Raw genomic sequence first — 14,177 nt, forward strand, 5'->3', positions numbered from 1 at the left:
TTGGGATGAAATTATGCGCCAGGCGAATGAATACTATTAGTCACTTGTTTGCTGCCCTTCATGAGGAACAAGCAGACAAGAGCAACTGCCATACTAATCGCCGCCACGTAGAACAGGATCGAGTAATCAAAGATATCAATCATAAGTCCCAGTAGTGGAGGCGAACTGATGGCAGCCAGAGAAGAGACCAGATAATACATCCCTGTTCGTGTCCCAATACTTTCTTCTGTTCCTGTTGCCACAACATAAGGATAGGAATTGATATTAATGCAAGCCCAGAAGACTCCACCCAGCAACAGTAATCCACGAAGGAGCAAAAGGTCCTTTGCAAAACCGACAAGAGCAAAGATGGTCATTAGTCCGCATACGCCGATGATGATCATCTTTTTCTTCCCGAATCTTCCACCCAGCCAGCCGCTCGGTATGGCGAACAGCACAAAAGCTAAAGAGAAGAAGGTGAGCGAGAAAGAAGCCGCTTGTTCACTAAGACCGAGATGATGTTTGCCATATAAGGTAAACAGTGTCTCAACGCCTTGATAAGCTACGAACCAGAAGAAAATCGCCGCTAGCAAAAATACTGTTGTACGGTCAAGCTGACTTCGAAAGGAAATACGTGAGGGCTTGGTGGCAGTAGCAGTAGCAGCTTCTGAAGGAAGCTTCATTTGCACGTTTACGCCATCCCGATTTTCTTTTATGAAGCGTGATACGATAAACAGACATAACAAGGTAATCAGTCCAGCAACGATAAACGGAAGCGCTGGATTTGATTTATACAGGATCGAACCTACGCCGAAAGCGAGTATAGAACCGAACCCACCCATGAAATTAATCAGCCCGTTTGCCTTCGTACGCTGTTCTTCAGGTGTAATATCCGGCATAAGGGCGACGGTTGGTGAACGGTATAAGCTCATGGCCAGATTCATTAGCATCATAAACAACAGAAGTGTAAATAGTCCGGTATGGAACGGAATCAGCATGGTTAGCACGGCAGCGAAAGGCATACCGATCATAAGATAAGGCATTCTGCGTCCAAAACGCGAGGTAGTGCGGTCACTGCGGTTGCCGATCCAAGGCTGCAGGAATAAGGCAAAGTAATTATCAATCGTCATCAAGAAGCTGATAAGTGCCACACTATGTACGTATTTTTCTAGAAAAAAGGGTACAAATGCGTTATACAGACTCCACGTAATGCTGATGCTGAAAAAGCCGAATCCGAGCAACTAGACTTTTTTCACACAGTCACACTCCCTTATTATTTAGCTAGAAGCTCAGCCAGCACATCTGGATGATCTGTAATAATACCTGATACTCCAGCTTCGATTAAAGCCTTCATCCGCTCTGGATCATTAACAGTCCAAGGATGATAAGCGATGCCATGCTTAGCTGCTTCTTCGACAAATTCAGGAAGTACCGCTTGATGATAAGCATGTAGTGCGTTTGCGCCAAGCGTAGCTGCATAATCCCAAGGGCGATACAGACCTTCCCCGTATAGAATTCCTGTCTTGATCTCAGGTGCGATCGTTTTACTGTGAGCTAGTGAATAATGGTTGAAGCTCGAAAAAATCACGCGATCGCTCATCTTGAAATCCCGTACAGCCGCGATAACCTTTTCCTCCATACCCGGGTAAAAGAAAGTACCATTTTTAAACTCGATATTTAGTACTGTATCTCGTCCTTGCAGCAGATCTAACAAATCCTCTAGCATCGGAATGCGCTCAGCTTTAAATTCGGGACTGAACCAAGAGCCCGCGTCCACTTCCAAAATTTCTGCAAGGGTCTTATCCTTCACATAGCCGCTTCCGCTTGTCGTACGGTTTAGAGTTTCATCATGAATAAGAACAAGTCCGCCATCTTTGGTCATTTGTACATCGGTTTCAATACCGGTTGCACCTAACTCAAGACCTTTGCGGAACGCTGCCATAGTATTTTCCGGACACACTGCCGATGCGCCGCGATGCGCAAAATTAATAATGTTTTTCATCAGCTATTCATCCCTCCAACTAAGTGTTTGCTGTCGCCCTGTAGACGAGGGCTACTGTTCATATTCCACACAGAGTAAAGAAACCCTGTTAAGAAATGCTGACAGGGTTCTTTTTCTTGAAATTTAACACACAGTTAACCTTACTATTGTTTTCGGTTCAATGGTTCATAGCGCCATAAGGGATTCGTTCCAGCAGACCTGATCCATAGATGTTTTGCAGCTTCAGCTCTGGCATATGAATATAACCGATATAACAGTCGCACACCTTCATTCGGCAGCTTCTTATAGCGGATAGACCCTCCAAGCCATCGCGGTAGAGATTGCCAATAACACCTCTGTCCTTATAACAGCGTTTCACCAGTCCAGCACCTTGTACATAAAAAACTTCATTGCCAGCATTGCAGGTTTGACCAAGACTTTCGTAATCCATAGCATTCACAGCAAAATGCGGATCAATCTTGTTAAGAAAGGAAAGATCCTCGGCTGTATAGTAATCCGGTTTATCTTTATAAGCATTGACCCACAGATATACACGCTCCGGTAATGCTGCGCGAAGCGAAGCTATCGCTGGAAAGGCGCTGCGAATCCCAACGCTCCCTACACTGAAGGGCACTTCTTTCTCGTACAAGGTCATGCATTGCGTTAGAAACTTATCCTCGCTCACTTGCCCGGGGTGGTAAGTAGCCCAAAAGGCAACCTTGCTTCGATTCAGCTTTTGGACGAAATCAAGATTTGCCGAAAGGTTCGTTTGAATCGCTACCTTCTCCACATGCTCCATATTGGAGAGCGTGATCATCGCTTCTTTGTACCAGCGGTGAATCAGTCCTTCGCCGTAAGGATTGAAAAAGATAGACAGCCGATGACCCGCTGCACCTTGCAAAGAGGCCCACTCGACAAAGGTCTCCAGACCTTGCCGATCCTTCGCGAGAGTAGCTGCGCTGTCTCTTGTTTTGCCGAAAGGGCAGTACGGGCAGTCATAGTTGCAGGAGGTGAGAGAGCCGCGGTAGTAGAGGACCGCATTCATGGCAATACGAACCTTTCCATCTGCGCTCGAATCTCTCCTGAAATAAACCAATCACCGATGGAATCGGAGTAGCCCATACCTTCGGTAGTAAGGTGCAGTACGCCGTCTGCTTCCTTCCCTAAGCCGGTATGAAGCAGGCGCGACAGTTCAGGATAATCATCCCAGAGTGAATTTCCGAAGCGCAGGTTGTAATCTTCAATCCTCAGACCTTCGCTATGTAAAATCGCCTTCAGAATAAAGCGGCGCTTCTGTTCTTCCAGACTTAGCACAATTCCGTAATCTGCCGTATCGTAACGATCTGTATTGACGTAATCGGCAATAATGCTCTCGGTTGCTTTACGGCTCACCCCATAACGGGAAGCGTAATGCACATTGCGAGTATAGGATCTAGCCCCGCAGCCCAGCCCGACCATTCCTTCTTCCTGACAGCTATAGTCAAGAATGGGTTTATCCGTTCCTGCGGTTTCCTTGGCGAAACGCCGCATGGAATATTGACGGTAACCTCTGGCATTAAGCAGTTGCCTAGCGGCTTTGTAGCAGTCTAGGCGAATATCCTCCTGACGCTGGATATCACCTGGCTTCACAATCGTATGCTCACGCGTGTAGAGCGGATAAATAAAGATTTCCTCTGGATCATGGCTAAGCGCCTGATTTAGCGAATACAGCCAAGAGTCGACGGTCTGGCCCGGAAGCCCGTAAATGAGATCCAAATTTAGAATGGGAAAATCATATTTCCCCAGTAGCTCCAGCGCCCGATATACCACATCCGGATTCTGCGGGCGATAAATGGCCGCTGATTCAGCAGCGACAAAGCTTTGGATGCCCATGCTTACCCGATCCACCGTATATTCTTTTAGAATATTCAGCTTCTCTTCGGTAATGGTCTCCGGTGAAGTTTCCACTGAGATGGAGGCTGTATTCGTATCCAGTCCCATCGTATCTACGGCAATGTGGAATAAACGGCGCAGTTGATCTGCCGCCAGTAATGTAGGTGTTCCACCACCAATCGCAAAACGGGCATACGGTTTATGTCTGGTGAATGCAGCCCACTGCTTGGCCTGACGTTCTAGCGCGTCTACGTATGTAGCGTGAACATTCGCGCGTTTATCAGGCAAGGTGAACAGGTTGCAGAATCCACAACGAGCACCGCAAAACGGGATATGCATATATAGAAAAAAGGATTCTGCAGGCTCATCTTGCCATAAGGATTCTAGTGGAATCGGCGGCTGTAGATCCCTGTAAGCTGTTTTGTGTGGATAGGAATACAGATAAGATCGGTAAGGGTGAGCAGTAATGCTGTCTTTCCACCCGTGAAGCTCTTCTAAAGAGAAGGACGATAACGTCATAACAGTTCTCCATCCTTTCCTTTTCCTTGAGATATAATAAAGTATAAGTTTCACACTATACTTTATTGTCTTATATTTCTCGCATAAACGCTTACCGTCCTTATAAGGACGTCGAAGGCGTTTATGCTTTATAAAATAAATTCCCGGTAAGGGACGTTCCATACGGTCTCGTGAGCCAAGCGATGCCCCTGATAGCCATCTTCGCCAAAAGCGGTTCCATGATCAGAAAACGCCAGACAGAAGGTAGGATTGCCACGTTCCCGGAAGGCATCGAACAATCGCCCAAGTTCACCGTCGACATAACGCAGTGCGGCACGTTGGCTGTCCACGGAGTCCTTTTTAGCACCGGGTATAAAATAATGGTTCGGCCCGTGGATGGCTGAGACATTGAGGAACATGAACAATCTTTGCTCGCTTGGAGTATCCTTCAGCAGCTTCAAGGCATGGTTCACCTGATGCTCTGTGGAACGCGGATTGGTGACCCCGAACGTCATCCGCCAGTAGCTGTGCTGGAAATAGCTTGGTAGCACACGGGCGAGTGGATTTTTTTTGGTGAAAAAAATAACCCCCCCAATACAAATCGTACGGTAGCCCTCGGCAGCAAGCCCGGATACGATATCGGGTGTATCGAACAGCCAGGTATGGGGATGTGTCTTCATTCCGGTGTTCCGGGAATGGAACATGCGGATATGTTCTTTCTTATCCGTTGTGGCTGGAGTAGGCAAGAAGCCGCCGAAGAAGGCATGATGAGCGGCATAAGTAAAGCTGCCTGGGGTATGTCTTTTCTCCCATGATCCGGTTCCGCACAAGTTCGGGCAGTTTGCTTCTTCCATAACAGCAGCATCATAACGAAGCGTATCGAGTGTGATCATAAGAATGTCATGAGTGCCGACGATGGTGTTCATATCCATTAAGATAATCCTTCCTTTATAAGCGGTGTGGAGGGAGGCGTGATATAGTCTCTAGCCGACAATACCTTCATCTCCCATTCGTAGGTGCTGCAGCCGCGGTATTTCACATCGTAAAGCAAGTCGCCAAACGGATTGACATCCGCGACAAAACATTGCTGTGAACCCCCGGATACCAGTACATCGATTCCGGCTACCCCGGAACGGGGAAAAGCAGCCAGTGCTTGCACAGCGGTATTCTGCACCTGCTCCTGTACGGATTCAGACAGCCCGGCTTCCGAAAGTGACATCCGCTGGTTGCGTAAATGCAGATTCGTAATTGGTGTAGGGCTGACCCGAGCAACCGCATGGCAGGCCTCGCGGAGAACGACTAGCTGGCGAATATCGAATGCTTTTCCCTTAAGCCCCGCTTTAGGGATCCATTGCTCAGCATAAGCACCATGCTGGAAGATCCAGTTCATAATTCCCGAGATTGTGGCGGTATCCGTGTACCGTCGCAGTGTACCGGAATTATAGTAAATGGGTGGTCGAGTGATGTAATTCTCGACCCCCACTGTTGTTAAGGCAATTTCGGCACCCGTCACGGGATGGATCTGATAAGCGACCACTCCGGAAGCGGCAGAGCCGAAGGCCAGCTTAATGAATACCCGGTGCATGCGCCGGGATAACATCATCTCCCGGAGAGAGTCGTAATCCGTAGGCTGCTGATCTTCGCCTAGTGGGCGAGGGATTGGAATCCCCGCCTTACTCAGAATCTGTTGAGTCTGGCGTTTATCGGTCATAGCCGCTATCTCGGCAGGGTCATTTAACCATAACGAACCCGGACATGCGGTTTTGGCTTCGCGCTGTAGTCTAGCCAGCATTCGGCAGTAGCCGCGGAACCATTGGGATGGATGATGCAGGACACCTTGCATGTCCTTCAATTGACGGGCTACCTTCACGCGGAGTGGCCGCGGATCAGGTCTATCGGCGTAGGGGTGAAGCGAATCATCCATATCATCCGAATCCGGCGCACCCAAAGCGATTAAGGCTCGTTCTATCTCGAAGCTGCTGCCAGGTGATTCCAGTCTCAGTAAGGGAGGAGCTGCATTGAGATCTATTCCGTTATAAACGGAGGGCTGACTGGATAACGGCTTCTGCTGCTCCTCCATAAGATCACTTAACGATCTACCTTGCAGAAACTCAGCGTACGATAAAATGATGGCAGGAGGCATTCCGAGATCGGAACGCGCTTGCTGGATGCCGCTAGTCCGTTTATCACCAGGAATACCGATAACAATCATCGGCCTCATGAGGGGCTCACTCTGTGATGGAAGGATAACGCCAGTCTTCCTCATCATCGCTTTCCTGCTTGTCGCTTACATCAACAGGTAATCCACTCTTCTGCCAGCGGTTAATCATTTCGTCAGACATATAATGATGGCTAAGGTTTAGTGCTTTCAGTCCTTTGATTCGATCGCTGGCGAGAAGTAATTCAGCACCTTCGTCGCTAAGGGTACCAAGTGACAGATCGAGCGTATCCAGTTGATCCAGAATAGGAGCGTCTGCTAATGCACCTGCGATCTCATCTTGAATCTGACTGTTTTTTAAACCAAGATAAGTAAGTTTAGGGAACTTTCCTACTTCTATAAGAGGGAGAAGATCTGCGAGACTGCCGTCAAATCCGTAATCTTCTACGCCTAGATATAGCTCCAGCTTGCGCAAATTCGGCAATTGGCTAGCTGCAATATGTTCAAGAACAGTTGTGCCTAAGCCTCCACTTATAATAATCAGTTTTTCTAGCTTGTCGTGTTTTAGTTCTGAGAGACTCAGCTCATTCCCACCTTGAATCGTGAGTGATTGCAGCTCTGGAAAAGCGGGGAGCAGCGGTGATAGATCGCTTTGGGTAATCCAAGAAATCTCACATTCCTCAGAGCTCATCTCGCCTATGAAAAGCTTGCGTAAAGCAGGGAAGCTAGCACTATGCGTAACGAGTGCCTCTACAACCTCTTCGGAACCATTCTCGTAAGCTTGGCCCCAATCGCCGATAATTAGGCTGGTCAGCGAAGAACTTTCAGAGCTGCTGCTAAGCTTCTCAATTTCTGTGCCGATTCTTTGGCCTTCCTCAAATTCGTCGTATCCGATGCTAAGCTTTACTTCCGTCATGGGCATTCCCTCCCGGAAAAATTTAACTTCGGAAATACCCTATCATCTGTAGGCGAGGGAGTCAAATCACAGGTGAAAATAATTATAGTCAAATTCGTCATGTCATTGTGCTAAGAATTTATGGTAGGTTTATGCTAGGGAGAATTACATTATTTTGAAATATAAGAAAGCGACGTTTCACACTATACATTATCCTTATATTTCTCGCTAAACACTTACCTTCCTTATAAGGATGTCGTAGGCGATTATATTTGAAGGAGCTGCTCTAATGAAGATCAAACTTCAGGAATGGATAATAGAAGCGGATATTGCAAAACTGCAAGCGGCTATGGAAGCAGGAGTAGTTAACTCAGAAGATTTGGTCGCTGCATATTTGGAACGGATTCATAAGTACGATATAGATATAAACGCAATCTTAGAAATTAATCCAGACGCTAAGGACATCGCGAGAGCACTGGATATTGAACGTAAGGAACAAGGAAGCCGGGGAATTCTACACGGTATTCCTATATTATTGAAGGATAATATTGATACCGCGGATAAAATGCATACGAGTGCTGGCTCAATAGCTTTAGCAGGATCATTTGCGGCAAAAGATTCCTTCGTAGCTGCTAAGCTTCGGTCGGCAGGGGCTGTTTTGCTTGGGAAGGCGAATATGTCGGAGTGGTCTAACTTTATGTCCAGTTCAATGCCGGCTGGGTATAGCTCACGGGGAGGGCTAGTGCTGAATCCTTATGGACCTGGGAGTGTATTTGTCAGCGGATCTAGTTCTGGCCCTGCGGCAGCTATTGCGGCGAATTTGGCAGCAGTATCGATTGGAACGGAAACCGCAGGATCAATTGTTGGTCCAGCCAGTCAGCATGCTCTCGTCGGGATCAAACCCACGGTCGGATTAGTCAGTCGTACTGGAGTAATTCCTATTTCAGTTAGCCAAGACACCCCTGGACCTATAGCTAAAACGGTTACGGATGCGGCGATTATTTTGGGAGCATTAACGGGAGTAGATGACAAGGATGAAGCGACATTTTCGAGCGAGAAGCATGCTTTCACAGACTATACTCCATTTTTAGATAAAAGCTTTATACGGCAAGCAAGAATAGGCATCCCACGGCATTATTATAACCATTTAGATGCAGAGCGGCTTTCAATTATGGAAGCAGCTATTCAGACCTTGAAGAACGAAGGGGCTACGATTATAGATCCAGTTACACTTTACGTTGAACAGCAAAACTGGAATAATGATGTGATCTGCTATGAATTTAAAAAGGGGCTCAATGCGTACTTATCTGGGGTAGATGATTCCGTTCCGGTTCACTCTTTGCAAGAATTGATAGCGTATAATGAACGTCATGCCGAAATCGCATTACAATATGGGCAAGACACATTAACAAGGTCAGAGGAAGTAACTTTAACCGAAGAAGAATATCAGCAAAAGAAACAAGAATACAGAGCAGTAGCACTCGAGCAAGGAATAGATTACGTGTTGGAACAATATAGCTTGGATGCATTATTATTGCCTGGTGATGTAGATGGTATGTATATTGCAGCGCGTTTGGGGTATCCGTTAGTTACCGTTCCGGCAGGATTTGTAGCTCAAGGCATTATTGATGCTGACGGTGATCCTACAAGGGGGCCCTTTGGTATAGTTTTTTCCGGAAAAGCCTATAGTGAGTCTACGCTCCTATCCATAGCCTATGGGTTTGAACAAGCTACGCAGCATCGTGTTCCACCGGAACTGGAATAGGTATTGACTACTTTATTATAGAAGGAAGAGATCAGCTTGAAATATTGTCTCGAATGTGGAACTGCGTTAGTAATGAAAGAAAGCGATGGGGAAGGGCAAGTGCCTTATTGTAATGCATGTGAAATGTTCAGATTCCCTATTTTCAGCACAGCTATCAGTACGGCGGTATTAAATCGGGACATGAATAAGATTCTATTAATCCAGCAGTATAACCGTCCAGATTACATATTACTTGCAGGGTACGTGAATAAAGGTGAAGATGCGGAAACAACACTTATTCGTGAGGTAAAAGAAGAGGTTGGAATTGATATTGTAGCTTATGAATATATGCGCAGCTTGTATTTCGCACCTTCTAATACGCTGATGCTGAATTTTATAGGTGTTGCAGATACGGAGGACTTAAGTCAGGTGAGTGCTGAGGTCGATCATGCACAATGGTTTACTTTGGAAGAGGCTGCCAGAGCTATTAAAAAGAACAGTCTTGCGGAAACCTTCTTATTGGCGATTATTGAGAAATTAAATGCGGGACAGGTACAGGTGAATTCGAATCCAGTAACTGTAGGAGGAACAATGTAAGATGCGAGTATATAACTTTGCCAAAGAAGCTGGTAAATCGATAGATGCATTCGGCAGTCAACAGCTTTTGATGTCGAGAATACTGACAGTGGCAGATTCTCCGCATGTAGGTTGTATGCACTTGGGTGAGAATGGACTTGTGGGCTGGCATCAGGCTCCGATACCACAGCTTTTTCTGGTCGTTAGTGGAGAAGGCTGGGTCAGAGCAGGGGAAGAAGCAGATATTTCAGTTAGCGCGGGTTCTGCCGTGTATTGGGACAAAGGCGAATGGCATGAGACACGCACGGAGACAGGACTAACAGCGATAGTGATCGAAGCGGAGAATATGAGTTTGGCGATGCCGATGGTGTGAGAGATTGTTGAGCGGAGGTAAACCAATGTTTAATCAAGAGAAGAGAACAATTACGACCGAAAGATTGACTTTGAGACCCTTTGAATTAGCTGATGCAAAACGTGTCTCTGATCTCTGCAATAATTATAATGTCTACAAAAGTACGCTGACCCTACCTTATCCATACCCTGTCGAATGTGCAATAGCATGGATTGAAGCTCATGAAGAGAACTTTATCAATAATATACATTATGAGTTTGCGATTACTGATAAAAGTTCAAACGAGCTCTGTGGAGCTATAGGACTGACAAATAAGCAAGCACACCGAAACGGTGAAGTTGGCTATTGGATCGGTGAGGAATATTGGGGTAAAGGATATGTAACTGAAGCAACAAAAGCGATCCTTGCGTTTGCTTTTTCAGAAAAGCATTATCATAAAGTATTTGCAAGACACTTTGCTTCAAATCCAGCCTCTGGGCGGGTGATGCAAAAATGTGGCATGGTAAAGGAAGGCATTTTATTACAGCATATCTACAAAGAAAATAAATATGATGATCTTATTCATTATGGAATTATAAACAAGGAAGGTTAAGCTACAAAAAGTGAATTATTAATGTTCTTACAAGTAAATAGACAAGCAAAAAGGAGCCGAGCGGCTCCTTTTTGTAGTTCTGCTATTGAACTTAGATAAACAGATCCAGTGGGTTCGATTAGCTAAGCTTATATACACGAGCTTCATAAGGACGAAGCTGAATCGTGTTTAGTTCTTCTTCTGGATTTACTTCGTAGTTGGCAATGAGCAGTTCCTTCGCTTGGTATTTCACAGTAGAAGGAAGCTCGAAAGTCGCAGGCTCTCCGAAGAAATTCAATACAACAAGCAGTTGTTCTTCTCCAAGAGTTCGCAGATAAGCATATACCTGCTCATGCTCTTCAGCCAAGATTGTATAATTTCCGTATACGATAATCTCATGCTGTTTACGAAGTTCAATAAGCTTCTTATAGTAGTGGAAAATAGAATCAGGATCAGCCAAAGCCTTCTCCACATTAATATCTTTGTAGTTAGGGTTCACAGCTAGCCACGGAGTGCCGGTAGTGAAGCCTGCCTGAGGCTCCGAGTTCCATTGCATCGGCGTACGGCCATTATCCCGACCTTTGATGTAAATGGAATTCATGATTTTTTCTTCCGAGTGTCCGGCGGCCGAGTATTCCTTATACATATTTAGAATTTCAATATCTTTGTAGTCGTCGATGGAAGCAAACTGTACATTTGTCATACCGATTTCTTCACCTTGGTAGATGTAAGGTGTACCTTGGAGCGTGTGAAGCAGTGTTGCCAGCATTTTGCCAGACTCTTTCGGGAACAGCTTATCATCTCCAAAGCGGGATAACATACGCGGCTGATCGTGGTTGTTCATATACAAGCTGTTCCAACCCTTACCGTCCAGTGCGACTTGCCACTTGGAAATAATGGACTTAATGTCCGCCAGCTTCCAAGGCTGCACATTCCATTTGCCTCCAGGTCCAGAATCGACGTCCATAAGCTCAAAATGGAATACCATGTTCAGCTCATTTCGATCCTCTGAAACATACATTGAAGCTTCTTCTGGAGTGACATTAACGGCTTCACCCACGGTCATGATATCGTACTTGGATAGGACCTCACGGTTCATTTCCTGCATATACTCATGTACGCGCGGACCATTAACAAAATAGTCTCCTCCGAAGTGGTACGTAGGCTGATCTCCGTTACTTTCTTCAGAAACGCTAGGTAATTCCGGTACTTTGGAAATCAAGTTGATTACGTCCATGCGGAATCCGTCGATTCCTTTATCCAGCCACCAAGTCATCATATCGTAGATTTCCTTGCGCAGCTTTGGATTCTCCCAATTTAGGTCCGGTTGTTTTCGTGAGAAGAGATGGAGGTAATATTCTTCCGACTTCTCATCGTATTCCCAAGCCGATCCACTAAAGAAGGAGCCCCAGTCGTTAGGCGGCTGGCCGTCCTTTCCAGGACGCCAGATATAATAATCACGATAAGGATTATCCTGTGATTTACGGGATTCCACGAACCAGGCATGTTCATCTGAGGAATGGTTAACCACGAGATCCATAATCAGCTTCATGCCACGGCTGTGAAGTCCAGCTAGCAGTTCCTCCCAATCGGAGAGTGTTCCGAAATCATCCATAATACTTTGATAATTGCTGATATCATAACCGTTATCGTCATTAGGCGACTGGTACACTGGGCACAGCCAGACCACGTCAACACCAAGATGATTTAAATAATCGAGTTTCAAAATAATCCCTTGCAGATCACCAATGCCATCCCCATTGCTGTCTTTGAAGCTGCGGGGGTAGATTTGATACACTACGCTTTCTTTCCACCATTTCTTTTCCAAGGTTATAATCTCCTATCTCTGTATAGATCTAGCTGTTTTATTTAATAGACCCTGATGTTAGTCCGCTGATAATCCATTTTTGTGCGAACAAATAGACGATGAGCATCGGGGTTAATGCGAGCAGATATGAAGCAAATGCTAAGTTGAAATCTGTGCTGAACTGCCCCTGGAAGACATATTGTACCAGCGGAAGTGTGTAGGAATCCTGATCGCCGAGCAGAACCAGCGGTAGCATAAAGTCATTCCAAGTGGATAGACAAGACAGGATACCGATCGTTGCACTAACAGGAGCAAGAAGTGGAAAAATAATCTTCCAGAACGTTCCGAAGGTTGATGCACCGTCTACTGTAGCCGCTTCTTCCAGTTCGTACGGAATGGAACGGATATAACCGGTGTATACAAATACGTTAAAGGCCAGACCATAAACAACGTATAGAATAATAATCCCTACAATGTTGTTCATGTGCAGGTCCGTAGTCACTTTGACCACTGGCAGCATAATAATCTGGAAAGGGATAAACATAGCGCTAATAAAATAGAAGTAAAGTACTTTGAAAAATCTTCGTTTCATATTACGTGCAATAGCATAGGCTACCATGGAGTTGGTAAGCAATATGAACACAACTGTTGTAATGGTAATTACGGTACTATTTCCTAATGCATTGAAGAAATTCGTTGCCTTAATGGCATTGGAGAAGTTCTCAAAATGCAGGCCGGTTGGCAGCGAGAATATAGATTGAGCCATTTCCTCGGGATTCTTGAGTGCGATGGCAATGGTCATGTAAAGCGGAAACAGGATCAGTAGTGAGCCTAGGGCGATAAGAATCGTTACTGGCCAATTGGTTGATTTTTTGATCATAAGTCCATCTCCCGTTTCTGCAGAAATTTAAGCTGAAGGGCGGAGATAACGACAATCACGATAAAATAAATTACGGCGTTCGCCGATTGATAGGCAAATTCTCCGCCTTGGAAGCCGCCTGTGTAGATTAAGTGGGCAATAGATTGTGTTGAACGACCTGGACCCCCGCCTGTCAAAGCGACGATTTGGTCAAATACCATCAGACCGCCCTTCATCGCGAGCACCATATTAATGGTGAAGAAGGAAGCAAGCATTGGGAACGTAATGCTCCAGAATTCTCTCCAGCGGCTAGCACCATCCAGATTGGAGGCTTCGTACAGATCATGAGGAATAGTTTGAAGACCCGCCAAATAGAGGATTGTGTTATAAGCAATCCCTTGCCAAACGGCTACAATGACGATACCGATCCAAGCCCAATCCGAGTTACCGAGAATGTTCTGTGATAAGAATTCGCTGCCGAGTTTCGCACCCCAAATAGGGAATACATTAGCGAATAAGTAGTTAAAAATAAAACCGACAATCAATACGCTGAGGATATTCGGCAAGAAATATACGCCACGGAAAAAGTTTTTGGCTTTAATTTTGGCGTTAAGTCCAAGTGCAATCAACAAGCTGATGATGTTGATAAGAATTGTGGTTAAAATGGCATATTTAAAAGTGAACACATATGAATTCAACACATTTTCATCTTGAAAAATGTTAATGAAGTTCTTAAATCCTACGTAATCAAAGCTGTCACTAAAGCCGTCCCAGTTTGTGAACGAATAATATATACCCTGAATTGCAGGAAAGGTATGGAAGGCAAAGAAAAGAAGTAATGCCGGTATAGTCATCAGATAAAAGGCGACTCGGCGTTTGGCCATC

Annotated in this window: 14 protein-coding genes; 4 read left to right on the forward strand and 10 right to left on the reverse strand. The window is 45.5% G+C overall.

Features of this window, described 5'->3' with window-relative positions:
- Positions 1-11: 11 nt before the first annotated feature.
- The 7 genes from NSU15_RS05305 to NSU15_RS05335 all read right to left on the reverse strand — a co-directional run bounded on the left by NSU15_RS05305 (position 12) and on the right by NSU15_RS05335 (position 7,404).
- Complete coding sequence (locus NSU15_RS05305; protein ID WP_339289467.1) at positions 12-1,220, reverse strand: SLC45 family MFS transporter; 1,209 nt, start codon at positions 1,218-1,220, stop codon at positions 12-14.
- Between the two features lie 32 nt (positions 1,221-1,252).
- Entirely contained in the window at positions 1,253-1,981 is a 729-nt protein-coding gene (locus NSU15_RS05310) for a glycerophosphodiester phosphodiesterase (RefSeq protein WP_339289469.1), read from the reverse strand.
- Positions 1,982-2,138: 157 nt separating this feature from the next.
- The gene (locus NSU15_RS05315) at positions 2,139-3,005 is read right to left on the reverse strand and encodes an STM4011 family radical SAM protein (RefSeq protein WP_339289470.1); all 867 of its coding nucleotides are present in this window, start codon (positions 3,003-3,005) and stop codon (positions 2,139-2,141) included.
- Positions 3,002-4,351 (reverse strand): STM4012 family radical SAM protein, encoded by a 1,350-nt coding sequence (locus NSU15_RS05320; protein WP_339289471.1) that lies wholly within the window; start codon positions 4,349-4,351, stop codon positions 3,002-3,004. The genes NSU15_RS05315 and NSU15_RS05320 overlap by 4 nt, the downstream gene beginning before the upstream one ends.
- A gap of 128 nt (positions 4,352-4,479) precedes the next feature.
- The gene (locus NSU15_RS05325; protein WP_076117939.1) at positions 4,480-5,262 is read right to left on the reverse strand and encodes an STM4013/SEN3800 family hydrolase; all 783 of its coding nucleotides are present in this window, start codon (positions 5,260-5,262) and stop codon (positions 4,480-4,482) included.
- On the reverse strand, positions 5,262-6,599 hold the full coding sequence (locus tag NSU15_RS05330; RefSeq protein ID WP_339289472.1) for an STM4014 family protein: 1,338 nt from the start codon (positions 6,597-6,599) through the stop codon (positions 5,262-5,264). Before NSU15_RS05330 ends, NSU15_RS05325 begins: the two co-directional genes overlap by 1 nt.
- Positions 6,559-7,404 (reverse strand): STM4015 family protein, encoded by an 846-nt coding sequence (locus tag NSU15_RS05335; protein WP_339289474.1) that lies wholly within the window; start codon positions 7,402-7,404, stop codon positions 6,559-6,561. Before NSU15_RS05335 ends, NSU15_RS05330 begins: the two co-directional genes overlap by 41 nt.
- A gap of 268 nt (positions 7,405-7,672) precedes the next feature.
- On the opposite strand from NSU15_RS05335, the gene NSU15_RS05340 reads away from it, so the two are divergent.
- The 4 genes from NSU15_RS05340 to NSU15_RS05355 are packed head-to-tail and all read left to right on the forward strand — an operon-like array spanning position 7,673 to position 10,647.
- Positions 7,673-9,148 carry an amidase family protein gene (locus NSU15_RS05340; RefSeq protein ID WP_339289476.1) on the forward strand — a complete coding sequence of 492 codons (1,476 nt, stop codon included), beginning with the start codon at positions 7,673-7,675 and terminating at the stop codon, positions 9,146-9,148.
- Between the two features lie 36 nt (positions 9,149-9,184).
- Positions 9,185-9,724 carry an NUDIX domain-containing protein gene (locus tag NSU15_RS05345; RefSeq protein ID WP_076117933.1) on the forward strand — a complete coding sequence of 180 codons (540 nt, stop codon included), beginning with the start codon at positions 9,185-9,187 and terminating at the stop codon, positions 9,722-9,724.
- A 1-nt stretch (position 9,725) separates the two neighbouring features.
- Positions 9,726-10,076 carry a cupin domain-containing protein gene (locus tag NSU15_RS05350; protein WP_076117931.1) on the forward strand — a complete coding sequence of 117 codons (351 nt, stop codon included), beginning with the start codon at positions 9,726-9,728 and terminating at the stop codon, positions 10,074-10,076.
- Positions 10,077-10,101: 25 nt separating this feature from the next.
- Positions 10,102-10,647 (forward strand): GNAT family N-acetyltransferase, encoded by a 546-nt coding sequence (locus tag NSU15_RS05355; protein WP_339289477.1) that lies wholly within the window; start codon positions 10,102-10,104, stop codon positions 10,645-10,647.
- A 118-nt stretch (positions 10,648-10,765) separates the two neighbouring features.
- Here NSU15_RS05355 and NSU15_RS05360 read toward each other — a convergent pair whose 3' ends face one another.
- Genes NSU15_RS05360 through NSU15_RS05370 form a run of 3 tightly spaced genes read right to left on the reverse strand, consistent with a single transcriptional unit; the run spans position 10,766 to position 14,176 of the window.
- Positions 10,766-12,454: an alpha-glucosidase gene (locus NSU15_RS05360; protein ID WP_339289478.1), complete on the reverse strand. Its 1,689-nt coding sequence runs from the start codon at positions 12,452-12,454 to the stop codon at positions 10,766-10,768.
- Positions 12,455-12,491: 37 nt separating this feature from the next.
- Positions 12,492-13,313 carry a carbohydrate ABC transporter permease gene (locus NSU15_RS05365; protein ID WP_170880249.1) on the reverse strand — a complete coding sequence of 274 codons (822 nt, stop codon included), beginning with the start codon at positions 13,311-13,313 and terminating at the stop codon, positions 12,492-12,494.
- Positions 13,310-14,176, reverse strand: coding sequence for a sugar ABC transporter permease (locus NSU15_RS05370; protein ID WP_036680400.1), 867 nt, complete (start codon positions 14,174-14,176; stop codon positions 13,310-13,312). Before NSU15_RS05370 ends, NSU15_RS05365 begins: the two co-directional genes overlap by 4 nt.
- Position 14,177 lies beyond the last annotated feature (1 nt).

This window comes from Paenibacillus sp. FSL E2-0201 (assembly GCF_037963325.1).
GTDB lineage: Bacteria > Bacillota > Bacilli > Paenibacillales > Paenibacillaceae > Paenibacillus_AQ.